General features: G+C 69.0%; 20 protein-coding genes. 17 read left to right on the forward strand and 3 right to left on the reverse strand.

From position 1 onward, the window contains the following. Positions 1–99: 99 nt before the first annotated feature. The 9 genes from AB0F43_RS21475 to AB0F43_RS21515 all read left to right on the forward strand — a co-directional run bounded on the left by AB0F43_RS21475 (position 100) and on the right by AB0F43_RS21515 (position 11,008). The gene (locus tag AB0F43_RS21475) at positions 100–471 is read left to right on the forward strand and encodes a hypothetical protein (protein ID WP_360479349.1); all 372 of its coding nucleotides are present in this window, start codon (positions 100–102) and stop codon (positions 469–471) included. Positions 472–602: 131 nt separating this feature from the next. Next, a complete protein-coding gene (locus AB0F43_RS21480; RefSeq protein WP_360479352.1) occupies positions 603–1,508 on the forward strand; it encodes a lysylphosphatidylglycerol synthase domain-containing protein in 906 nt (301 codons plus the stop codon). Positions 1,509–1,651: 143 nt separating this feature from the next. Beyond that, on the forward strand, positions 1,652–2,971 hold the full coding sequence (locus AB0F43_RS21485) for a SidA/IucD/PvdA family monooxygenase (RefSeq protein ID WP_360479355.1): 1,320 nt from the start codon (positions 1,652–1,654) through the stop codon (positions 2,969–2,971). Between the two features lie 37 nt (positions 2,972–3,008). After that, positions 3,009–4,535: a PqqD family protein gene (locus AB0F43_RS21490; protein WP_360479358.1), complete on the forward strand. Its 1,527-nt coding sequence runs from the start codon at positions 3,009–3,011 to the stop codon at positions 4,533–4,535. A gap of 2 nt (positions 4,536–4,537) precedes the next feature. Further along, positions 4,538–5,005 (forward strand): cupin domain-containing protein, encoded by a 468-nt coding sequence (locus AB0F43_RS21495; RefSeq protein ID WP_360479361.1) that lies wholly within the window; start codon positions 4,538–4,540, stop codon positions 5,003–5,005. Further along, entirely contained in the window at positions 5,002–6,660 is a 1,659-nt protein-coding gene (locus AB0F43_RS21500) for a class I tRNA ligase family protein (RefSeq protein ID WP_360479364.1), read from the forward strand. Before AB0F43_RS21495 ends, AB0F43_RS21500 begins: the two co-directional genes overlap by 4 nt. A gap of 6 nt (positions 6,661–6,666) precedes the next feature. Then, positions 6,667–7,815: an FAD-binding oxidoreductase gene (locus AB0F43_RS21505; protein WP_360479367.1), complete on the forward strand. Its 1,149-nt coding sequence runs from the start codon at positions 6,667–6,669 to the stop codon at positions 7,813–7,815. A gap of 6 nt (positions 7,816–7,821) precedes the next feature. After that, on the forward strand, positions 7,822–9,192 hold the full coding sequence (locus AB0F43_RS21510) for an ATP-grasp domain-containing protein (RefSeq protein ID WP_360479370.1): 1,371 nt from the start codon (positions 7,822–7,824) through the stop codon (positions 9,190–9,192). Positions 9,193–9,217: 25 nt separating this feature from the next. Then, complete coding sequence (locus AB0F43_RS21515; RefSeq protein ID WP_360479373.1) at positions 9,218–11,008, forward strand: ABC transporter substrate-binding protein; 1,791 nt, start codon at positions 9,218–9,220, stop codon at positions 11,006–11,008. 72 nt (positions 11,009–11,080) lie between these two features. Here the strand turns inward: AB0F43_RS21515 and AB0F43_RS21520 are convergent, their stop codons facing one another. Beyond that, complete coding sequence (locus AB0F43_RS21520; protein ID WP_360479376.1) at positions 11,081–12,325, reverse strand: cytochrome P450; 1,245 nt, start codon at positions 12,323–12,325, stop codon at positions 11,081–11,083. A gap of 230 nt (positions 12,326–12,555) precedes the next feature. On the opposite strand from AB0F43_RS21520, the gene AB0F43_RS21525 reads away from it, so the two are divergent. Then, the gene (locus tag AB0F43_RS21525) at positions 12,556–13,893 is read left to right on the forward strand and encodes an MFS transporter (RefSeq protein WP_360479379.1); all 1,338 of its coding nucleotides are present in this window, start codon (positions 12,556–12,558) and stop codon (positions 13,891–13,893) included. Between the two features lie 84 nt (positions 13,894–13,977). Here AB0F43_RS21525 and AB0F43_RS21530 read toward each other — a convergent pair whose 3' ends face one another. Beyond that, a complete protein-coding gene (locus AB0F43_RS21530) occupies positions 13,978–15,381 on the reverse strand; it encodes a hypothetical protein (protein WP_360479382.1) in 1,404 nt (467 codons plus the stop codon). A gap of 138 nt (positions 15,382–15,519) precedes the next feature. Here AB0F43_RS21530 and ddaH point away from each other — a divergent pair, with 138 nt between their 5' ends. From ddaH to AB0F43_RS21565, 7 genes are read left to right on the forward strand one after another with little or no spacing between them, the layout of a single operon-like run. Next, entirely contained in the window at positions 15,520–16,398 is an 879-nt protein-coding gene (gene ddaH / locus AB0F43_RS21535; protein ID WP_360479385.1) for a dimethylargininase, read from the forward strand. Continuing rightward, positions 16,398–16,739 carry a hypothetical protein gene (locus AB0F43_RS21540; RefSeq protein ID WP_360479388.1) on the forward strand — a complete coding sequence of 114 codons (342 nt, stop codon included), beginning with the start codon at positions 16,398–16,400 and terminating at the stop codon, positions 16,737–16,739. Before ddaH ends, AB0F43_RS21540 begins: the two co-directional genes overlap by 1 nt. A 45-nt stretch (positions 16,740–16,784) precedes the next feature. Then, complete coding sequence (locus AB0F43_RS21545) at positions 16,785–17,249, forward strand: cobalamin-dependent protein (protein WP_360479391.1); 465 nt, start codon at positions 16,785–16,787, stop codon at positions 17,247–17,249. Continuing rightward, positions 17,246–18,595, forward strand: a complete 1,350-nt coding sequence (locus AB0F43_RS21550) for a methylaspartate mutase (protein ID WP_360479394.1) — start codon at positions 17,246–17,248, stop codon at positions 18,593–18,595. Before AB0F43_RS21545 ends, AB0F43_RS21550 begins: the two co-directional genes overlap by 4 nt. Continuing rightward, the gene (locus AB0F43_RS21555) at positions 18,540–19,547 is read left to right on the forward strand and encodes an asparagine synthetase A (protein ID WP_360479397.1); all 1,008 of its coding nucleotides are present in this window, start codon (positions 18,540–18,542) and stop codon (positions 19,545–19,547) included. The genes AB0F43_RS21550 and AB0F43_RS21555 overlap by 56 nt, the downstream gene beginning before the upstream one ends. Positions 19,548–19,574: 27 nt before the next feature. Further along, positions 19,575–20,837, forward strand: a complete 1,263-nt coding sequence (locus tag AB0F43_RS21560; RefSeq protein WP_360479399.1) for an amino acid permease — start codon at positions 19,575–19,577, stop codon at positions 20,835–20,837. Next, a complete protein-coding gene (locus AB0F43_RS21565; RefSeq protein WP_360479401.1) occupies positions 20,834–22,159 on the forward strand; it encodes a glutamate synthase-related protein in 1,326 nt (441 codons plus the stop codon). The genes AB0F43_RS21560 and AB0F43_RS21565 overlap by 4 nt, the downstream gene beginning before the upstream one ends. A 56-nt stretch (positions 22,160–22,215) precedes the next feature. Here the strand turns inward: AB0F43_RS21565 and AB0F43_RS21570 are convergent, their stop codons facing one another. Next, positions 22,216–23,052, reverse strand: coding sequence for a BTAD domain-containing putative transcriptional regulator (locus AB0F43_RS21570; RefSeq protein WP_360479404.1), 837 nt, complete (start codon positions 23,050–23,052; stop codon positions 22,216–22,218). Positions 23,053–23,079 lie beyond the last annotated feature (27 nt).

Genomic DNA, 23,079 nt, shown 5'->3' on the forward strand with positions numbered 1-23,079 from the left:
AGCTAGGCCCCCTCAGGGCTCGCGAGAAGGGGGTTGGGGACATCGGACAAGAAGTGGGTGAGCCGACCGGCACAAGACTCGTTCGAGTCACAACGAGACGTGAACCTTGCCCAGATTCCGCCCAGATGGCTGATTCCAGCCGTCTCGATCGCCGTGGTGGCCGTCGCCGCCGTTCCCTTCCCCGCCTCCGGCGACCAACCCTCCGGTACGACGACCAGCCGGATCGCGGCCCCTCGGACACCCAGCACCTTCACGCTGATCACCGGTGACAAGGTGATCGCCCGCCAGAGCCCCGGCGGCACCTTCGGCACCGAGGTTCGTCCCGGCCCGGGCCGTGCCGGCATGATGTTCCACAAGGTTGCCCTAGGCAACCAGCAGCTGGTGATCCCGTTCGACGCGGTCCCGCTGGTCACCGACGGCATCGTCGATCCGAGGCTCTTCGACGTCGCCCTGGCAGGACTGGACCACTGACTGCGTCCACAACGCGTACATCGAGATGCGTCGTCGGGGAACTGTAGCTATTGTCTGACGCGTCAGGCACTCAGCGGGCTGCATCCAATCCCTCACGCTCCGCTGCCGCGGGTGCCCGGAAGGAGCCCTCCGTGCACCTGGGACGTGGGCATAGTGCACAAATCTGGAGAATCGCCCACGCGATCCTCACCCACCGTGCCACTCACATCACTGCATTACTGATCGCTGTCAGCCTGTCCGTGTGGAACGTCGACCGCGTTCCACACACGGCGGTGCTGCCCGCGATCCTCGGCCTGCTGCCCTTCGCGATCGGCAAGTACGTCCTGTGTCCGTTGCGGTGGCACGCGCTGTCGACCAGCGGCCGCTCGCGTCGCTGGCACCTCCGCGCCTACGCGGAGAGTGAGATTCTCGGCCTGATCTCCCCGTGGCACGCCGGCGCGGACCTGTGGCGAATTCACCGGCTGGAGCGCGTCGGCGTACGGCGGACCGCCGCGGTCTCCGAGGTCGCCCTCGACCGGTTCGTCGGCGCCGTCGGGCTGATCCTCGCGGTCGCGATCTGCGGTGTCGCCATGCCTCCGGTAGTGCTCGCGGTCGCGGTCGGCGCGGCGACCGTCGTACTCCTGGCGGCACTGGTCGTGAACCGCCGGCGACCCGGCCTGGCCGGACGCTGGCCGTGGCCGTCACCGAAGGTATTCGCGGTCGGTGTGTTGCTGTCGATCGGTTATCAGACCACGATCCTGGGCTTGCTCATCGGAGCCATCACCGCGGTCGGCGACTCGGTGTCCCCCGTCCAACTCGTCGCTGTGTTCGGTGCCAGTCAGCTCGCGGGGGTGCTGCCCGGAGTCCACGGAGCCAGCCCACGCGAGGGCGCGCTGGTCGCGGGTCTGGCCTCCATCGGTGTCTCGTGGACGGCCGCATTCGGAGCCGTCGCGCTGACAGCGCTGCTGTACTGGATCCCGGCTCTCCTCATTGGCGGCGGCTGCCTCTTCCTCCGTTGGCGCGGCTGGTTCAGCGAGCCATCCCTGCGTACGTCGTGACACCTCACGCGACTGCGACGACGTCGAGGGTTGCGTGAAGTAGTTCCCACGACGTGCTGGACATCGGCGCCGTGTATCAACGGCGTGCGGCCGGGGGCTCTCGATGGGAGAGGTGACGACCACGGAGACGAAGGCGGCGCAGAATGGCTGAACAGATGTCCATGTCCGACGTGGAGGTCGAGCTGCTGGCGATCGGCGCCGGACCGTCGAACCTCGGACTCGCGGTCGCACTCGAGGAGTTGGCACCGGAGCTCGCGGCGAATGCCCTGCTGATCGACCGGAACCCGACGATCGAGTGGCAGCAGGGCATGCTGATGCCGTGGGCCACCAGCCAGGTGTCGTTCCTCAAGGACCTGGTCACCCAGCGGGATCCGCGCAGCAAGTTCTCGTTCCTGAACCACTTGTACGAGACCGGCCGGCTCGACGAGTTCGTCAACATGAGCACGTTCACGCCGTACCGGGTCGAGTTCGCGGAATACCTGCGCTGGGTGGCGGACACCCTGAGCGAGGTCCGGATCGAGCTGGGTCGCGAGTGTGTGGCGATCCGGCCGCGACGAGACGAGGCCGGAGCGGTGACGGGATGGGTCACCACGCTGGCCGACGGTACGGTGATCACCAGCAGGTACCTGGTGTACGGCGGCAGTCGCGAACCGAACATCCCGCCGGAACTCGCCGGTGTGTCCCCGAGCCGGATCATCCACAGCACGCAGTACCGCCAGCGGGTGGCCGAACTGTCCGCCGAACTGCCGTATCGGGTCGCCCTGGTGGGCAGCTCGCAGAGCGCCGCGGAAATGTTCCGTGCACTGCGCGACGACCTGCCCGACAGTGACATCACCTGGCTGATGCGGTCCATCGGGCTGAGCTCGGACCAGTCCAGCAAGTTCACCAACGAGCTTTACTACCCATCCTTCGTGGGCGAGTTCTACGACGCCCAGCCCGCGGCGCGTGAGCAGATCCTCCGGGAGCTGTACCGGACCAACTACTCCGTCGTCACTCCCCCGATGCTCGAGCATCTGTACGCCGACCTGTACCTGGACCGGTTCAACGAGCGCACCGATCGGCGGCTCGTCACCATGGTCGACATCACCGCCGCCCACGAGTCCGGTGACGAGGTGGTGCTGGAGCTCAAGGACCGGCGGACCGGGGCGGTCACGGAACTGCGCCGCGACCTGGTCTTCCTGGGCACCGGGTTCGACACCCGGATGCCGCGCCTGGTGCGCGACCTCGCCAACAGCCTCGAGCTGGACCGGATCGACGTCTCCCGCGAGTACCGGCTGGAGCTCGGCGCCGACAGCCCCGCCGCCTGCTACCTCCAAGGCGTCAACGAGGAGACCCACGGCATCTCCGACTCGCTGCTCAGTGTGCTGGCCCAGCGGGCCGAAGAGATCTGCCGGGACATCGTCGCGCACCGGGCCCGGATCCCGGCCGCGGCTGTATCAGCACAGGCGCCGTCCGGGCTCTAACGGGTGGGAGAACCGCCAAGCCCGCGAGGAGAGCCGGATGACAACGCTCGAACTGGATCGTGCCCCGACCGACGACGTGGCGCGAGCCCGGGACCAGGCGTTCGCGGGTCTGCGGGCAGCGATGCCGCCCGACATCATGGCCGAGGCGTTGCGCTGCAGCGGCCGGCTCGAGGCGGAGCTGCCACACCGGCCGGAACTCGAGCGCAATCTCGTCCTGGTGGCGTTCGGCGGCGGCAAGGACAGCGCGTACATGCTGGCGTTCGTCCGCGCGATGCAGCTGATCCTCGACAAGGTGCACGGCCGCACGTTCCGGATGCGGGTGGCGACCAACCGGCACGCGGGTATGCCCCGCGCGGTGCTGGAGAACATCGACCGTGAGTACCGCGCGCTGCGGCTGACCGACGACCCGGACTGCGAACTGCTGCTCGTGGACGGCGACGAGATCAGCGAGTTCCACGTCGACTCCCCGCAGCGCGAGCACGTGGTCCGTCGCAACCGGACCGACATCCTGATGACCGGTCACCGTACCTTCGCCGACGGGCGGCCGACGTTCTGCAACTCCTGCAACCTCAGCGTTTTCAACGCGTTCGGGCTGGCGGCGGCGTACGGCGACGGCGCCGACGTGCTGATCACCGGTGACTCGCCGCAGGAGCAGCGCCAGTACACCTTCTGGGTCGGCCGGCTGGCCCATCGGCTCCGGACCGCACCCACTGCCCGTCCGCGCGACGGCCTGAGCGGATTCGGCCGGGTGCTCGGCCAGCTGGACGACATCGCACACTCGTACTTCGCCGACATCCACGGCCCGGACGACACCGGCGCGATCGCCGAGCGCCGGGTCTGCACCGACGTACCGGAGCGGCTGCGGTTCTTCACGATCTACGGCGAGACCGCGTACGCCGCCGGTGACCACTTCGAACTGCTGACCGGTTTCCTCGGCTTCCAGTTCGACGACCTCGCCTTCAGCTTCACCGAGTCCGACTGCGCGAATCCCGCGCTGATGGCCCACCTGCGCGGGCTGAAGGCGGAGCGCCTGTTCCAGCGCTCGTACGACGAGGGCCTTGCCGAGTACGTCGAGTTCGCGCTCGGCCTGATGCGGAAGAAGGAGATCCCGGACAGCCTGGTGGAGATGATGCGCGCCCGCTACAACAGCCCGGACGCGCTGCAACGGATGCGGCGGACCGCCGAGGAGTACGCGCTGACGACCTTCGGGCTCACCGAGGAGCAACTGGTCTGCATGACCTACTCCCCCTTCGCCGGACAGGGCGGCGGGCTGGAGCGGTTCCTGGATCGCGAGCACCCACGCCTGACCGGTCGCCTCGGCGAGATCCACGACCTGCTGGCCGGTGCGGTGGGAGATCCCGCGCTGGTTGCGGAGCTGGAGCGGATCAGCGGACTCGAACCGAGCCAGCTGCGGGTGCTGTACAGCCGGTCGGTGCAGACGCCCGGCGGCGGCGGTGCGCCGGTGATCGACCTGATCCTGGCGGGCGACCCGCACAAGGCGGTCATCGAGACCCGGCACACCACGCACGGTCCGAACACCTTCGAGCAGATTTCGGGACGGTAACCATGGTCGTACACATCTCCCGGCTGGATCGCGACAACCTGCTGCACGAGTACGGCGTGGACACCCAGCGACTGCAGCCCTGGCCGGTGCTGAACGCCCCGTTCGAGCTCTCCTACGCGGTCTGCCGGGCGGGCACGGTCTCCAAGCTGCACACCCATCACGAGCAGGAGATCTTCGTCGCCGTCTCCGGCGAGTGCGTCGTCGAGTGCGGCGGTGACCGGCAGCCGTTCCGGGCCGGCGACGTCACGTACTTCACTCCCGGCCAGCTGCACCGGGTGCACAACCTCAACGACGAGGACTTCGTCTTCTGCAGCATCTGGTGGGACCCGCAGATGGCCCACCGGTTCCTCGCCGAGTACGCCGGGTCGGACACCGAGACCCTCGCAGCCAAGGCGGCCGCGAACGTCGCCGAGAACGCCCAGGCCGCCGAGGCCATCGAGACCGCCGAACGAGTAGGAGCCAGCGAATGACCCGACTGCTGCCGTCCGACGACGACCGTCCCGTCCTCGTCCTCGGTCCGAACCCGACCCCGAACGGCGGGATGCACCTGGGCCACATCGCCGGGCCGTACCTGGCCGGCGACGTCTACGCCCGGTACCAGCGAGCCCGCGGCCGCAACGTCATCTTCACCTCCGAGACCGACGACAGCCAGACCTACGTGGTGGCCTCGGCGGGCCGGGAGGGCATCACGCCGGAAGAGTTGTGCAGGCGCTCGACCGCGAAGATCCAGTCGGCACTGAGCGCGATCGGCATTTCGATCGACGGATTCGGCCCGTTCGACCAGACCTACCGGGCCACCGTGCTGCAGTACTTCAGCGCCCTGCACGCCGCCGGTGTGTTCCGGCTGAAGACCGTTCGGCTGCCGTTCCTGGAACGGACCGGCGAGTTCATGGTCGAAGGACTGATCGAGGGCGACTGCCCGGTCTGCCTGACGACCAGCCGCGGCGGACTGTGCGAAACCTGCTGCCACCCGAACAACTTCGACCAGCTGATCAATCCGCACTCGACGATCGACCCCGACGACAAGCTGACCTACCGCGAAGCCACCATCATGGTGCTGCCGCTGGAGGACTACCGCGAGCAGCTGACGACGTACCACGAGAAGCTGGCCGCACACCGGCGGCCGCACGTCCGGCAGATGATCGCCGAGCTGCTGTCCCGGCCGTTGCAGGACGTGCCGGTGACGTTCCCGCTGGCCTGGGGCATCCAGGCGCCGTTCCCGGAGGTCCCCGGGCAGGTGCTGAACGCGTGGCTCGAGCTGATCCCGGCCGGCATGTTCACCACGTCGTACGCCGCGATGAAGCTCGGCCGGGACACGGTACCCGGCGAGTTGTGGCGCAGGGACGAGAACCTGCGGATCGTGCACTTCCTCGGCTTCGACAACGCCTACTACTTCTGCCTGCCTCACATCGCCATGCTGATGGCGCACGGAGACAAGTACGTCTGGCCGGAGTCGATCATCAACAACGAGTTCTACGAGTTGGAGAGCTCGAAGTTCTCCACCAGCAAGGGCCATGTGCTGACCCCCGAGGAACTGCTCGAAGAGGTGCCGCGCGATGTCGCCCGGCTCTACCTGGCGCTCACCGCGCCGGAGTACCAGCGGTCCACGTTCAGCCGGGCGGGCCTGGACAAGATGGCCGAGGAGCGGCTCGTCGGCCCCTGGAACCAGTTGGCCGGGGCACTCGCGAAGGCGGTCGCCAACGCGGGCGACGACCGCACCCGGCTGCCCGTCTCGGCCGCCGCGCGGGACCGGGTCGCGATCATGCTCGAGCGGTTCGACCTCGGCTACGAGATGCCGACGTTCAACCTGAACCGTTCGGCGGACACCGTGCTGATCCAGATCGACCGGTTGCGGCGGCACGCGGTGGCGCTCGACCGCACCGGCCTGGACGAGGCACCCGAGGCCTGGGGCGACCTGTTCTGCGAGGTCAAGGCGCTGCTCGCGCTGGCCTCGCCGATCCTCATCGATCTCGCCGCGGCAGCTCGCGAAGACGGCGTCTTCGACGATCTGCCGAACGCCGGGACGCTGGTCGCCGGAGCCTTCGACGTCGCCGAGGTCACGCCGTACGCGCCGCCACTGCTGGCGGCCGAAGCGACCAGCGGTGACCTCGCCGGAGGCCGGTGACTCCCGATGCGGATCACCGTGGTCGGTGGTGGCGTGATCGGACTGCTCACCGCGATCGAGTGCGCCCGCGCGGCCGGCGTGGACCGGGTCGATCTCGTCGACGCCGGTCCGATCCCCTCACCGACGGCCACCTCGAACGACCGGCTCCGAGTGGTCCGAGCCTTGCATCGCGGTGAACCGGCGCTGACGATGGCGGCCGCACAAGCACACGTCGGCTGGATGGACATCGAGCGCCTGGTGGGCTCGCGGTTCTATCACCCGGCCGGGGCGCTCACTGTGATGCCGGAGCAGGACGTCGGGGCCGAGCTAGCCCTCCTCACCGCCGCCGGCGCGAAAGCCTCGGCGCTGTCTCCGGCGGACCTGGCGAACCGGTACCCCTGGCTGCGGTTTCCGGCCGGGACCGGTGGGGTGCTGGAGGCCACGGCCGGCGTCGTCCTGTCCGACCACGCGCTGGTCGCGCTGGCCCGCTGGCTGGGCAGCCTGCCCCGGGTTCGGCTGCACCCGCACCAGCGGGTCGTCGACGTTTCCCAGAACGACGGGGCCGCAACGATCCGGTTCGCCGACGGCGGCTTCCATACCGCCGACCAGGTGGTGGTGGCGGCCGGACCCTGGTCCCGCGAGCTAGTGCCGGCCGCCATCGCCTCCGACCTCACGCTCTACCGGCAGAGCGTGCTGTCGTACCAGCCGCCGGCCTGGCCGCGGGACTGGGCCGGCATGCCTGCGGCACTCGGACTTGGGCCAGCCCGCGACGCTTGGCTGATGCCGCCGGTGCCACGGTCGGACGCGCCGATGCGGTTGAGTGCGGCGAGCGCGTGCCGGCCGGTGACCGAGCTGAGCGATCGGGTCACCCCCAACCGGTGGCGCGAACACCTCGTCGGCGTGTTCGCCGAGTTGCTCCCGGCCTTCGACCCGGCCGCGGTGGTTGATTCCACCGACGGCTACTACCTGGCCGAACGGACGCGCGGCGGACCGTTGCTGGCGACGTACGGCGCCGGCCGGGTCCTGGCGTATGCGGCGTGCGGCGGGATGTCGTTCAAGTTCGCGCCGCAGATCGCGCGGACGATCGCCGATCGCGCGGTGGGCACACCACCCCGCCCGACCGGACTGGACTCGATCGACAGGCCGCGACTTCTCGCCGCGGTCGGTGAGGAGTAGACGACCATGAAGCTGCTCGCGCTCGAAGCCGTGCAGAACGCCGGCTACTACCAGTCCCGGTACCGCCAGATCGAGGAGTTCGGCGGCATGCTGTTCGTGCTCAACGGCCTCGGCGAACCGGACTACTGGCCGGCCCCGCGGTACCGGATCGCCGGCTCGAAACACATCGACGACATCATCGCGGCCGCCCGCGACTGGCACGCCGTCGAACGGTTCCATGGCATCCTCACCTTCTCGGAGTCCGGCGTACTCACGGTCGCCGCGGTGGCGGAGGCGCTCGGCCTGCCCGGTGTCGGCGTGGACGCGGCCAGGATCAGCCGGAACAAGCTCCTGATGCGAGAGGCGCAGCAGCGCGGCGGCGCTCCGGTCCCCCGGTTCCGGTTGGTACCGGACGTCACCGCCGCGCTGGCGGCCGCCGACGAGTTCGGCTACCCGGTCATCCTCAAGCCGACTTTAGGTGCCGCGAGCAACTTCGTCTTCAAGATCGACGACCCGGACGAGCTGCGGACCCGGTTCCCGCAGGCGCTCGACGGGATGGCGCGGATGTCGTGGTTCCGGATGGAGGCCGACGGCATCGACCTCGGGCCGTACGGGCTGCTGGTCGAGTCCTTCCTGGACGGCCGGGAGATGCAGATTGAGGCGCTCGCCTGGGACGACGAGGTGTACCTGGGCTCGATCGTCGACCGGATCACCATCGAGGGGAACACGTTCGACGACGACGCGCACCGGGCACCGACCACGCTCGACGCCGACGAACTGACCGCCGTACACCAGGTCGTCACCGCGGCCGCGCAGGCGCAAGGCCTGCGGCGGTGCGTGATGCACGCCGAGGTCCGCTTCCACCACGGCAGGCCGCACCTGCTGGAGATCGCCGTACGCCCGGGCGGAGGCGGACTGGACTACTTCGCCAGGCTGAGCGCCGGCTACTGCCCGATCCGGGCCTCGATGGCGGTCGCCGCCGGGGTGAAGCCCGACGTCCACCACTACCGCCCGACCGGGGTTCATCTGGCCGGCACCTGCCTGATCGGCGGACCTGGCCGGATCGAGCAGATCACCGTGCCGGCCGCGGTGGCCGAGTCCGACCGGGTGTTCTTCCTGAAGATCACGGCGAAACCCGGTGACGTGATCCGGCGGCCGCCGGACGGCAACAACATCCTCGGCTTCCTCTGTACCCGCGGATCGACGTTCGACGAGGCGATCCGGACGGCGTACGAGTTCGCCGGGCAGATCGACGTACGGCTGGCTGTGCCGGATTCCTCCCCCACCCCACCGCCCCGGTCTGGGCCGGATTCCTCCCCCACCCCACCGCCCCGGTCTGGGCCGGATTCCTTCCCCACCCCACCGCCCCGGTCGCCGGCTCCCCGGCTGACGGCCTGATTCAACCTGACGAGAGGTGACCTGGATGTCCACTGCGCTGACCGAACAGCAGTCCGACCAGCCGTCCGAGGACGGCCGGCCGCTCAAGGGTGGCAGCGTCACCTGGGCGTGCAACCCCGGCTTCCCGCCCGCTGCCATCTTCCCGTTCACACCCCGGGAACGGATCGGCATCCGCAACCTGTACGAGTTCCAGGTGCTGATGTTCCGCCCGCTCTACTGGCTCGGCTGGGAGGGCAGGCCGGAGGTGAACCCCGAGCTGAGCCTGGCCTACCCGCCGGAGTGGAGCGAGGACGGGCTGAGCGTCACCGTCACGCTGAAGCCCTGGCAGTGGTCCAACGGTGAGCCGATCTGCGCCGACAACGTGATGTTCTGGGTGAACATGATGGCGGTCAAGGGCGACCGGCTCGGTTACTACGTGCCCGGCTATTTCCCGGACAACCTGACGTCGTACGAGAAGGTTGCCGAGGACAAGGTCCGGTTCACCTTCGACGAGGTGTACTCCAAGACCTGGGTGGAGATGAACCAGCTGTCGCTGATCACGCCCATGCCGAAGGCCTGGGACCGGACCGAGGACGGCCCGGCCCGGGCGTCGTTCGACCTGGCCGACATCCCCGCCGTCTACGACTACCTCGTGTCGCAGAACGGCGAGTGGACGGTGGAGGCGAACCACTTCCGCGGCGGGTGGGCCGAGAGCCCGGTCTGGAGCGTCGTCAACGGTCCGTGGCGGCTGAAGAGCTACACCCTCGACGGCGTGGTCACCTTCGTCCCGAACGAGAACTACTCCGGCCCGAACAAGCCGCACCTGGACGAGTTCCGGCAGGTGCAGAACGACACCGACGAGTTGATGTACGAGCGGCTGAAGGCCGGACCGGACGCGCCGGACGGGATCCAGGTCGGGTATCTGCCCTTCGGGATGGGACTCACCGACGACGGCGAGGACCCGCTGGCGGACAGGTACCGGCTGGTGCCGCAGGACGTGTTCGTGGTGCGCTACATGCCGTTCAACTTCGACAACGACTCCACCGCGGCGCGGATCTACAAGCACGCCTACGTCCGGCAGGCGCTGCAGATGTGCCTGGACCAGGACCGTGCGATCCGGGAGATCTACCACGGCAACGCGTACCGGATGAACGGGCCGGTGCCGCTGTCGCCGGCCAACCCGCACGTGTCTCCGAAGCAGCGCAAGGACCCGATGCCGTTCGACGTCGAGGCCGCCCGGGAGTTGCTCGAGGCGCACGGCTGGGACACCAGCACCCTGCCGGCCGGCTGCGTACAACCGGGTGAGGTGGCCGGCTGCGCCGGCGAGGGCGTCGACATCGGTGACCGGCTCTCGTTCACGATCCGGTACGTCGAGGGCAAGGTCGCGCTCACGCGGCTGCTGGAGATGTTCAGGGAGGACGCGGCCAAGGCCGGTATCGAGCTGAAGCTGGAGCCGGTGTACGGCTCGGTGATGGTGGCCGAGGACCACAGCCCGAACGTCGAAAGCAAGCGGTCGTGGGAGATCAACACCTGGAACGGCGGCTGGTCGTACTACGGTCACCTGACCGGTGAGATGCTGTTCCGCACCGGTGGCGGGAGCAACTTCGGGGACTACAGCGACCCGAAGGCGGACGAGCTGATCGACCGGACGGTGCACAGCGACGACCCACAGGCGATGTACGACTACCAGGACTACATCGCCGAGCAGGTGCCGACCATCTGGTCGCCGGGCTTCCCGAACCGGATGTTCGAGGTCGCGAAGAACCTGCGCGGGGTCGAGCCGGTCAACCCGTACGGCCTGATCAACCCCGAGGACTGGTACTACGTGGAGGAGTGACCCGCTCCCCCGGCAACGACAACACCGCCCCAGCCGAATCGGCTGGGGCGGTGTTTGCCTACCTGGGCCGGATCAGGACTTCGGCGGAATGGTCGCGGCCGGCAGGTGGTGCATACCGCGCAGCAGCGTGCTGGGCTCCCACTCCAGGAAGCTCGGGTCGGCAGTCATCCGCAGGTCCGGGAAGCGTTCCAGCAGACGGGTCAGCGCGATGTTGGTCTGCATCTTGGCCAGCGGCTGGCCGATGCAGAAGTGCGGACCGTGGCCGAACCCGAGAACGCCGTTGGGACGGCGGTCCAGGTCGAGCGTGTTCGCGTTCGGGAACTGCTCGTCGTCGCGGTGCGCCGACAGGATCGACAGCGCCAGGATGTTGTTCTTCGGCACCACGGTGTCGCCGATCTCGATGTCCTCCGCGGTGAACCGGAAAGTGGCCACGCCGACGCCACCGTCGTACCGCATCAGCTCGTCGATCGCCTGCGGCATGATCGACAGGTCAGACCGCAGCCGGGCCATCGCGTCGGGATTGGTGAGCAGGCTGAGGATGGCGTTCGACAGCGTGTGCTGGGAGGTGATGTGACCGGCCACCGTGTACAGGAAGATCATCGCGACGAGCTCGTCGTCGGTCAGCCGGTCGCCGCTCGGCGTGCCCTCGATCATCGCGCTGACCATGTCGTCGGCCGGGTTCCTGCGCTTCATCTCGATGATCGCGTGACCGTACTCGATCACGTTCTTCGAGGCGTTCTCGACGACCTCCGGCGGGTGACCGGCGCCGACCAGCTCGACCGCCCACTGCTGGAATCGCTCCCGGTCCTCGAACGGGATGCCGAGCACGTCGCAGATGATCACGATCGGCAGCGGCTGGGCGTACTCGGTGACCAGGTCGACGTCGTCGCGGCCCGCGATCTTGTTCAGATAGTCGTCGACGAGCTCCTCGATGCGCGGCCGGAAGGCCTCCATCCGGCGCAGCGTGAAGGCCTTGCTCACCAGCGAGCGCAGCCGGGTGTGCCGGGGCGGGTCGCTGTTCAGCATGTGCTGGGACAGCTCGTCGTCGAAGCCGACGTCGGGCTTCTCGTCCTCGACATAGGTGCCGGTGTGGCGGGCGAACATCTCGTTCATCCGCCTCCCGTCCTTGCTCACCCGGGGGTCCTGGAGCAGCGCGCGCACGTCGGCGTACCGGGTGACGAGCCAGACGTCGGCGCCGTGTGGGAAGACCACGTGATGCACCCGGCCGGCCTTGCGGTACGGCTCGAGGATCTCGTACGGCCTCTGCATGAAGTCGTCCGGGATCCGCGGGAGGGCCTCCGTCGTTTCGGTTGTCATAGGTCCGATCCTCCTGGCTGCAGGCATGTCGACAAGAGCGCACGTGCGCTCCGCTACGCGTCGCCGTCACCTCATCAGAGGGCGCGACCGGCCGGCCCTGATACGCCTTGTTTTGTTGCTTTCAAACCCTGTCGGTACGGCGATCGGAGCGGTAGCCTGCGGGACCAAATGCCTTCCGGCACCGACCCGCCGGGGCATGGCGCTTGCCGGCATCGAGGGGTGGACAACTGATGAGCGAAGAACGCGAACCGAGCTCGACCAAGCAGCCAGGCGAAGGGCTCGGCGCCATCGCCACCTGGCGCCAGACGTCGGTCACGTCGAAGGCCCTGCTGTTCGGCGTCTTCGTCAACCGGCTGGGCGCCTTCCTGCAGATCTTCCTGGTGCTCTTCATGACGCACCGCGGGTTCACGGCCGGCCAGGCCGGCTTCGCCCTCGGCGTCTACGGCGCCGGCCATGTGCTGGGGTCGTTCGTCGGCGGCTGGCTCACCGACCGGCTGAGTGCCCGGGCGGCGACGTTGATCAGCATGCTCGGCTCGGCCGCGCTGATCGTCTCCATCCTGTACATCAACGTCTACTGGGTGATCCTGCTGGCGATCCTCACGGTCAGCACCGTCAGCCAGCTGAACCGGCCGGCCGCGCAGGCCATGCTGGCCGAGCTGACCAAGCCGGGGCAGCTCGTGATGACGATGGCGATGTACCGGCTGGCCATCAACCTGGGCACCGCGGTGACCCCGATCGTCGGCGTCGCGCTGGTGTCGGTCTCGTACAACCTGCTGTTCTGGGCCGAGGCGTTCGCCGCCGTCCTGTACAGCGCGATCGCCTGGAAGTTCCTGCCCGGCAAGGCCGCACCGGATGAGTCCGCCGAGGCTGCCAGGGCGGCGGAACCGAAGCAGGGCTATCGTGCGGTGCTGGCCGATTGGCGCTACGACTTCTACCTGGCCGCCGTGTTCCTGGTGACGATCGTCTATTGCCAGTACATCGCGGTGCTTCCGCTGGCGATCGTGGACGACGGCCTCAGCCTGTGGTGGTACAGCCTGGTCGTGTCGGCGAACGCCGTCGTGGTGGCGGTGTGCGAGGTGCCGGCGACGAAGTACGTGCAGAAGTGGCCGTTGCGGGTGACCGCCATCGCCGGCTTCGGCCTGGTCGCCGTCGGCTACGGCGTCTACGCGATCGCGCTGATTCCGGTGCTGCTGATCATCGGCACGATCATCTGGACGGCGTCGGAGATCATCGGCGCGCCGACCACCTTTGCCTACCCGGGCATGGTCGCGCCGCCACACCTGCGCGGCCGGTACTCCGGCGCCATGTTGAGCGCCTTCGGCCTCGGCAACGCGGTCGGTCCGGCGGTCGGCGTCTGGGCGTGGTCCCACATCGGCCAGACCTTCTGGCTGTGGGCGGCGGCGGTGGCCATCCTGTCCGCGGTGTGTGCCCGGATCGGGATGCGCCGGCCCGACGAGCAGCCGGCCACCACGGCGACGTCCGAGGCGACGTCTGAGGCTGCGTCTGAAACGATGTCCGACTCCCCGTCGGATGCAAGGCCCGGCGCCAGCCCCGAAGCGGCGACCTGAGCAATCCTCGAAGAAAGGCCGGCGCGGTGCCTCACGGAGGCACCGCGCCGGCCTGTCTCTCTCAGCGCTTCTGCACCGGCCGGCTTACCGTTTCCGGACCGGGAGGGCCGTCCCCGGTACGACGTCCGAGTCGGCCGGCAGCTCGTGCAGGCAGCAGCCGACCGAGGCACCGGCGAAGAGCCGGACCACCTCGAGGTCGGACTCGACGGTCGCGGCCCGGGCGTAGACGCCGCCGTAGCCGTTCACGACGGTGAAGACACCCCAGTTCACGATCCACGGCACGGGGTCGCCGTCGGGCATCGGGAAGAGCTCGGGCACCGGCCGGATCCGGCGCTGGACGACCCAAGGGCCGTCGAGTGCCTCCCGGATCCGCTCCTCCCACAGCTCCGCGCCAGTGTCGTCGCGCCAGCCCAGCAGCACGCCTTCCCCGCTGTGCCGTGAGGTCGGTTTGAGGACCAGGTCGTCCTGATGGCTGAGGACGTAGTCGAGCAACTCGACCTGGGTACCGTCCTCCAGCGTGACCGGCCCGGAACGCACCATCCGGGTCCACGGCAGGATCCGGTCCAGGCTGGCCAGGGTCTGCTGGTCGAAGTACTGACGGTTGGCCTCGTCGGACAGCACCGCCAGCGCCCCCTTGCTGGCGAACATCTCCGCGTCCAGCGGGGTGAAGATCTTCACCTCACCGCGGGCGGCGGCATCGAGGATCGGATCCATCAAGGCCGGCGCGTCCGGGTACTCGAGCAGGTCCTCCAGCATGAACAGCCGCTGGATGATGTCGACCTTCAGGTCGCCCAGCCACACCCCGCCGTCGCGTACCTCGAGCTGTCCGATGTGGCCGACATGCGCATCGATCCCCATGTCCTGAAGGCGTGTCGCGAAGTGCCGCATGTACGGCTCGAGGGTCTCGTAGCTGCTCGGCCAGTCGACGGTCGCCAGCACCGGCCGGGAGTCGTACTCGAACCCGCACTCGACGAACATGTTGTTGACCTGTTCGCGCATCGTGTCCACGTAGCCGAGGCGATGCGTCTGCGCGAACTCCGCCAGGACCGGCTGGTCCAGCAACGCCCGGGCCATGTCCGACTGGTCGATGCCGCCGAGCGCGCTGCCCATGTTGAACTCGAGCAGCTTGAAACCCGTCTCGTCCAGGTACAGGTCGGCGCGGCTCTGCTTCGTCACCGTCGCGCCACGGCTGCGCAGTACGGCCGAGACCTGTACGTCGGTCATCCCGACGGACCGGGCGAACGCGGCCAGATCACCGCCGTACAACTTGTCGGGAAGGCTGATCAGTGCGGCGTGCATGGTGAGGATGTCGTTCGCCAGCTGCTCGCACTCCTCGGCACCGAGGAACAGCGGCCGGGACAGGTACCGGCCGCCGTAGAACGACTGCAACCCGACGGACTCGGGTTGGGTGCTGACGAGCTCGCCGGCGGAGATCCCCCGTCGCTTGATCTCGTCGAGGTACTGCGCGGTGAGTTCAGCTCGGGTCAAGCCGGTAACCATATCGGGACCTCCGGTGGGCGATGCGGTGTCAGAGCACTCCTGCTCGGACAGAGCCCGGCACGGCAGGCCGGAAATACACTGACCCACGCAGGTATCTGAGCGCGGTCCTCGCGCGCTCTTGTCGGCATGGAACTCATCTCCGAGGCCGGCACCTCGACCGCAACCGCCGAAGCACCGTACGACGCCGGGACCCGGCGGAGCACCACTCGGCGGTACGTGATGTGCCCACCGACCCATTTCGACGTCACCTACTCGATCAACCCGTGGATGAATCCCGGCAAGCCGGTCGACCAGCCGATCGCGGCGGCGCAGTGGCAGCGGATCCACGACCAACTGGTCGAGCTCGGTCACACCGTCGACCTCATCCCACCGGTGCCCGGGCTGCCGGACATGGTGTTCGCCGCGAACGGCGCCACCGTCTGGGGTGACCGCGCGCTGGTGGCCCGGTTCCGGCACGCCGAGCGGGACGCGGAGTCGGCGGCGTACCTGGACTGGTTCCGCGGCCGCGGTCTGCATGTCCGCCAGGCGTCGTCGGCCAATGAGGGCGAAGGCGACTACCTGACGGTGGGATCCTGGCTGCTCGCCGGCAACGGGTTCCGCACCGACCGCCGGGCCCACGTCGAGAGCGAGGAGTACTTCGGCCGCCCGGTCATCGGCCTGACCCTCGTCAACGACCGGTACTACCACCTCGACACCGCGCTGGCCGTGCTGGACGAGCAGACCGTCATGTACTACCCGGCAGCCTTCACGCCGGGCAGCCAAGCGATCCTGCGCGCGCTCTTCCCCTCGGCGATCATCGCGTCCGCCGAGGATGCCGGTGCGTTCGGTCTGAACGCCGTGTCCGACGGCCGGCATGTGTTGATGCCGGCCGGTGCGACCCGCCTGGTGGCGAAGTTGCGGGAGGCGGGTTTCGAGCCGATCGGCATCGACGTGTCGGAACTGCTGCGGGCAGGTGGCGGGGTGAAGTGCTGCACGTTGGAGTTGCACGGTCCGGCAGCTGGCTGATGATCGACTACGACGGCAGGAAGTTCTCCCCTGTCGGGCACGACTTGGGCGACGGCGATGTTCCGGTCGCGTCGTACTGGCAACGCGGCGACCTGGTCTGGGCCGACTTCAGCGGTGGCCGGGTCCGGCGTGGATCGCTCGCCGGCGTGTGCCGTCCGGACGACAAGCTGGAGTTCATCTACACCATGGTGCTGGCCGACGGCTCCCTCATCGCGGGGCACTGCGAAAGCACGCCCGAGCTCCTGCCCGACGGCCGGATCCGGTTGCACGAACGATGGGAGCGGTACGGACCGCAAGCCGCCAGCGGCGTCTCCCAACTGGAGGAGATCACCCCGGGTTGATCGGCTGCGTGTATCAGGCAACGGTGGATCGGCACTCTGCTTGTCATGGATCTCGCCGCCGCCGTCGCCGCGGGCAGGGACGTCAGCGCCGGCGACCTGACCGTTGTGGTGACCAGCGTGTCGTCGGACTCGCACACCTGGAACCTCGTCGTCCTGCAACTGCTGCTCGAGGAACTCGGTCACCGGGTACACAACCTCGGTGCCTGCGTGCCGGACGAGCTGCTGGTCTCCGAATGCCTTCGGCTGCGGCCCGACCTGATCGTGGTCAGCAGTGTCAACGGCCACGGCTTCCACGACGGACTGCGGCTGATCCGTCAGGTCCGAAGCCAGGCAGAGCTGGCCGGCACTCCGATGGTGATCGGCGGGAAGCTCGGTATCGCCGGCCCCGGCTGTGACCGCAGCCGGGCCCAGCTGACCGCCGCGGGGTACGGTGCGGTCTTCGAGGACGGCTCTGGACTGACCGCGTTCCGGTCGTACGTCGGCCGGCTGACCACCGGCGAGGCTCCGTGAGCATCCCGGACACCGGCTCGTTCGGTGACTTCGTCGCGCGCGCTCACCAGGCCGACCGACTCGTGGTGCAACCGCGGATGGGCGTCAGCGATCCCGCTGCGATGCGCACCGGGCTCCTGGCCACCAGAAGCGCGACGGCGACCACCGTCGGAACGATCACGCTCGACAGCTACACCCGGATGGGTGACAACGCGAACGCGCACGCGGCGCTCGCGACCGGGGTCGAGCTGAACGGATATCCCATCGTCGCGCACGATGTGGCCACCACCCGGGCGGTGCTCGACGGTGTGGCCGGTCCCGACTTCCCGGTGCAGATCCGGCACGGTTCGCCCTGCCCCGAGCCGATCGTGGCCGCGCTGATCCAAGCCGGACTGCACGCGACCGAGGGCGGGCCGGTCTCATACTGCCTGCCCTACAGCCGGATGCCGCTGGCGGACTCGATCCCGAACTGGGCCCGCAGCTGCGACCTCCTGGCAGCGGTGCGGACCACCCGGGTCGAACCGCACGTCGAAAGCTTCGGCGGCTGCATGATGGGCCAGCTCTGCCCGCCCGGCCTGCTGGTCGCGCTGAGTGTGCTCGAATGCCTGTTCTTCCGCCAGCACGGAATCCGCAGCGTCTCGCTGAGCTACGCCCAGCAAACCAACCCGGACCAGGACACCGAGGCTCTGCTGGCGTTGCGCCGGCTGGCCGCCCAGTGGCTGCCCGACCTCGACTGGCACATCGTCGTCTACACCTACATGGGTGTGTATCCGCGGACGCCTGTCGGTGCCGCGCGGATCCTCGAGGAGGCCGCCCGGCTGGCCGTCCGGACCGGCGCGTCCAGGCTCATCGTGAAGACGGTTGCCGAGGGCTACCGAATTCCCACCTTCGCCGAGAACGTCGCTGCCCTGGAGACCGCGGCGGTGGCCGCCGAGCGCTGCCTGACGATCGCCGGCGAGGTTGTCGACACCGGCATCCACGCCGAGGCGAGCGCCTTGATCGAGGCGGTGCTCAATCTCGGTCCGGACCTCGGCAGGTCGCTGGCCACCGCGTTCCGGCGGGGCTACCTCGACGTGCCGTACTGCCTGCACCCGGACAACGCCGGCAGGGCCCGCAGCTACCTCGACAGCACCGGGCGGTTGCAGTGGGCATCCATCGGGTCGATGCCGATCCGCGGGGTGGTCGGCCCGACCGGATCCACCAAGCTGACGGCGGCCGGGCTGCTGGACTCGCTGTCGTACGTGGAGCGGACGTTCGACAACGCCGGCCTCGAGCAGGAATACCGAGCCGACTCACTAGGGAGCACACCAGATGACCGAGACCCGGATCCCGGAGACCGAAGCCCGGCTGCCCGCCAGTCCGCGTGAGCACCTGACCTCGCCGGTCACCCGGTCGGTGCTCAGGATCCAGAACCGGATGCTGGCCGCCGCGCGTGAGCTCCTCGCCGACCGGGGCTTCACCGAGTTGCTGCCACCCGTCATCGGCCCGGTCACCGACCCGGGTGCGCGCGGAGCCAAGCAGGTCGACGTGGACTACTACGGGCACCGGTACAAGCTGATGACCAGCGCGATCCTCTACAAGCAGGCCGCCCTGACCTCCTTCGACAAGATCTTCTTCATCGCGCCGAACATTCGGCTGGAACCACTGGAGACCGCCTCGACCAGCCGGCACCTCGCCGAGTTCCACCAGATCGACATCGAGATGGCGGACGCGTCCCGGGACGACGCCATGACGCTCGTGGAGGACCTGGTCCGGTACGTCGTACAGCAGGTGGGGGAGCACCTCCCCGGCGAGCTGGAGGCCCTCGGCCGGGACACCGGCGAGTTCACCGAACTGCTGAGCTCGTCGTTCGGACGCCGTACGCACGCCGACGCGGTCGCCGACCTGGTGGCCATGGGGCACGACCAGAGTCCGGACGCCGAGCTGGACTGGGTCGGCGAGGCGAAGCTGTCCCAGAAGGCGAGCAAGCCGTTCTTCGTCACCGACTACCCGAAGGGTTCACGCGGCTTCTACGACCGGGAGAGCAAGGACCAGCCCGGGATGCTGCGGAACTTCGATCTGATCGCCGCCGAGGGGTACGGCGAGCTGTGCAGCGGCAGCGAACGCGAGCAGGACTACGCGACCATCGTCGCGCGGATGCGGGAGACGGCCGAGAACCCGGCCAAGTACGCGTGGTACCTGCAGATGTTGCGGGACGGCGTACCGCCCAGCGCCGGGTTCGGGCTCGGCCTCGAACGGTTCACGCGCTACGTCGCCGGGCTGGACTCGGTCTGGCAGGCCAGCGCGTTCCCGAAGGTGCCCGGCATCGCTTCGCCCTGACCGCCGGTTCGGGCGAAGATGTCGCGCATGGTGGATACGACCCCCGCACCCGTCGGCCGGCTCAGTCTCGGACAGGGCACGGCGTTGTACGTCGGGGCCGTACTGGCGACAGGTGTCATCGCCCTGCCGGCACTCGCCGCCGACGTGGCCGGGCCCGCGTCGTTGCTGGCTTGGCTGGGTCTCGCGGTGGTGTCCGCTCCGCTGGCGGCGACCTTCGCCGCGCTCGGTGCCCGTCACCCGGACTCGGGTGGGGTCGCGACGTATGCGCGGCTGGCGTTCGGCGACCGGGCCGCGGCGGTCGTCGGCTGGTGCTTCTACCTGCCCGTCCCGGTCGGTGGCCCGGCTGCCGCGCTGTGGGCCGGTGGTTACGTCGAATCAGCACTGGGCGGTGAGCAGAGCACCGTGTTCGCGACCATGCTGGCGCTGTTGGTCGTCGTACCGGTCACCAACGCGTTCGGCATCCAGGTGACCGGCCGGGTCCAGATCATCCTGGCCGGGCTGCTGACGCTCTTCCTGGGCATTGCGGTCGCGCTCTCCCTGCCGCACGCCGACCTGGCCAACCTGCAACCGTTCGCGCCGCACGGCTGGCAGGCAATCGGGCCAGCCGCCGCACTGCTGGTCTGGAGCTTCGTGGGCTGGGAAACGGTCACCTACCTGACCGCGGAGTTCCGCCGGCCGGCCCGCGACGTACCCCGGGCGACCGCCATCGCGGTGATCGTCATCGGCGTGCTCTACCTCAGCGTCGCGTTCGCCACCATTACCGTTCTGGGCCCGCAGGCCGCCGACACCGACGCGCCGCTGGGCGATCTGCTCGCGATCGGCCTCGGCGCCAACGCCCGTGTCCTGGCCGCGATCGCGGCGCTGCTCCTCACCTTCGGCGCGATGAACGCCTACTACGCAGGGGCCGCCAAGCTCGGCGCCGCACTGGCTCGCGACGGCGCACTCCCAGCCTGGCTGTCCCGCGGCAGCTCCGCCGGAGTGGTGCCGCGACGCAGTCTCGTCGTACTTGGCGCACTGTCGACCGTGACTGCCGTGGTCGTGGTGGCGGCCGAAGTGGAGCCGCGGCCTCTGGTCCTCCTCACCACCGGCCTCTTCGTGACGGTGTACGCCGTCGGCGTCGCGGCGGCCGTCAGGTTGCTGCCGCGGCGCAGCAAGGCACGTTTCGCCGCCCTTGTGGCGCAGGGAGCCGTGGTGATCCTGCTGCTGATGGCCGGGCCCTACCTGGTCTGGCCGTTGGTCGTCACCGTGGCCGCACTGCTCTATCTGAGGCTGACCCGTACACGTCGTTGAACGCGGACGTATTTTCGCCGTACCGTCGCGGCCTCTTCCGGGCAGAAGCCGACCGAAGGAGGGACATCCTGTACGCCGAAGGATTCCCCGAGGCAGCGATCCGCAGGCGCGCCCGAGCCGGCGCCGCCGACGCGTTCCCACCGGCGGGCGATTACGGGCAAGCACTGTTCGGCGCTGACGCCGACTGTCCTGACACACCTTCGCCGGCCGACCCGATCGACCGGCTGCGACTGGTGCCACCCGTCTTCGTGCCGCAGCGGCTGGCTCGGCTCGTGGAGCTGGCCCGCGAACCGGTGTACCGGGACGTGGAGCTCGAGACGACGATCGGTGGATTCCGTTCCACGTTGCCGGTGTACATCTCGGCGTTCGGCTCGACCGAGGCAGCCAGCGTCGCCCTCGGCATCGCGGCAGGGCGCCAGGCCGGCCGCCTCGGCATCCCGATGGTCGTCGGCGAGAACGTGATGCCGGTGAACAGCTACGGCCGGCTCGAAGCCGACGCGGAACGCTCGCTGCTCGGCCGGATCAGCGCATACCAGGCCGAGGCGCTGGACGGGTACGGCGGCGTGGTCGTGCAGCAGAGCACCGAAGACGCCGACGCCGAGGTGTGGAACCTGGTGTACAGCGACCCGAACGCGCTGCCCCTGCTGGAGTCCGGGCGGCTGGCGTTCGAGCTCAAGGTGGGACAGGGCGCGAAACCCGGACTGGGCGGGATGACGCTGGTCGGCGCCGCCGCCGCCGAACGGCTGGCCGGCGCCTACCTGCTGGACCCGGTTCTCGGCGGCGACCGGGTTCTGCGCAGCAGCAGCCCCGGCACCTTCACCGAGGAGATCCTGCGGCAGCAGATCCGGCTGATGCGCAACAACTATCCGCGAGCCCGGATCTGGGTGAAACTGCCACCCGCGCGGGACGTGTCGTCAGCAGCTCAAGTGGCCTGGGCGGCCGGCGCGGACGCGGTCTCGGTGGACGGCGCCGAGGCCGGCACCGGCTGGGCTCCCCGGGCGTTTCTCCGCCATGTCGGGCTGCCGCTTGGCGAGTGCCTGCTACGGATCGGCCAGGACCGAACGACGCCAGATGCGTCCTGCCTGCTGGCGTCCGGCCGGATGTGGGAAGGCGCGCGCGTCGCCAAATGCCTGGCACTCGGCGCGACCGCGGCCGGCCTCGGCCGGGCCGCCCTGATCGCCGTGGACACCGACCCCGACCATGGGCTGGTCAACCTGGTCGAGTGCCTGGCCCTCGAGCTGCAGATGCTCGTCAGCGCCCTCGGTAAGTACCACGTGGCCGCGCTCGGTACCGAAGACCTGTGGAGCCCTTCGGATCGGTGACAACCGGTGCCTGGACTCCGGCAGGGCGCAGAGATCCGGGCACCGAGAGAGTCGGCCTACGCCAGCGTCGTCCTGGGCGCCAAGGCCCTGCTCCGGTCCAGCTTCAGCAGGTCGGCCACCGACCGGCGCGGATCCGGTGCCGTCTGCCGGCGGCGAACCAGGTCGACCAGCTCCTCGGTCGGCTCGACCCCGAGCTCGTTGGCCAGACTCCGCTGGAAGAACTCAAGCCGGCGGATCGCCTCGACCACGTTGTCCTCGGCCAGATGAACCTCGATCAGCACCCGGGTCGCGCTCTCCCGCAGCGGTTCCAGCCGCACCGCCGCCATCGCTGCCTCGATCGCCTCGGCGTACCGGCCCGAGCAGGTCAGTTGCTGGGCGGTCAGCTCGAGCGCGTGCAACTGGAGCTGGCGCAGGCGTTCCCGCCCCAGCAGGACCCAGTCGTCGTACCAGCCGGGCAGTAGTTCTCCCATCGCCGCGAGCGTCGGCAGCAGGCCCTGGTCGGCTCCGCACTCACCGTCGTTGATCACCCGGCGGATGGCGGTGATCAGCGTGTTCACGTCGACGTCGACCGACTCGTCGACGCGCAGTGTCTCGTCACCGCTGATGAGTCGGTTTGGGCTCAGCTGGCGCAGCCGCCACAGCGCGGTCCGCAGGCAGGCCTGGGCCTTGGAGTCCGATACCTCCGGCCAGAGCGTGCCAGCCACCTCGGCGCGGCTGGAACGTCCGCGCAGCGCGACGAACGCCACCACGCGGCGCGCACTGAGCGGGATGGACAAGGACTGGTGATCCGCGACAACGCGGAACCCGTCGAGCATTCGGAGCTTCACCGGTCGGTGACCTCCCTCGGGCAGGGCATCCGGATCGGGATCCTCCGCTTGCAGCGCAGCACGCATCTGTCGATCTCCCCCACTGTGAACGAA

It is taken from the genome of Kribbella sp. NPDC023972 (assembly GCF_040639075.1).
Lineage (GTDB): Bacteria > Actinomycetota > Actinomycetes > Propionibacteriales > Kribbellaceae > Kribbella.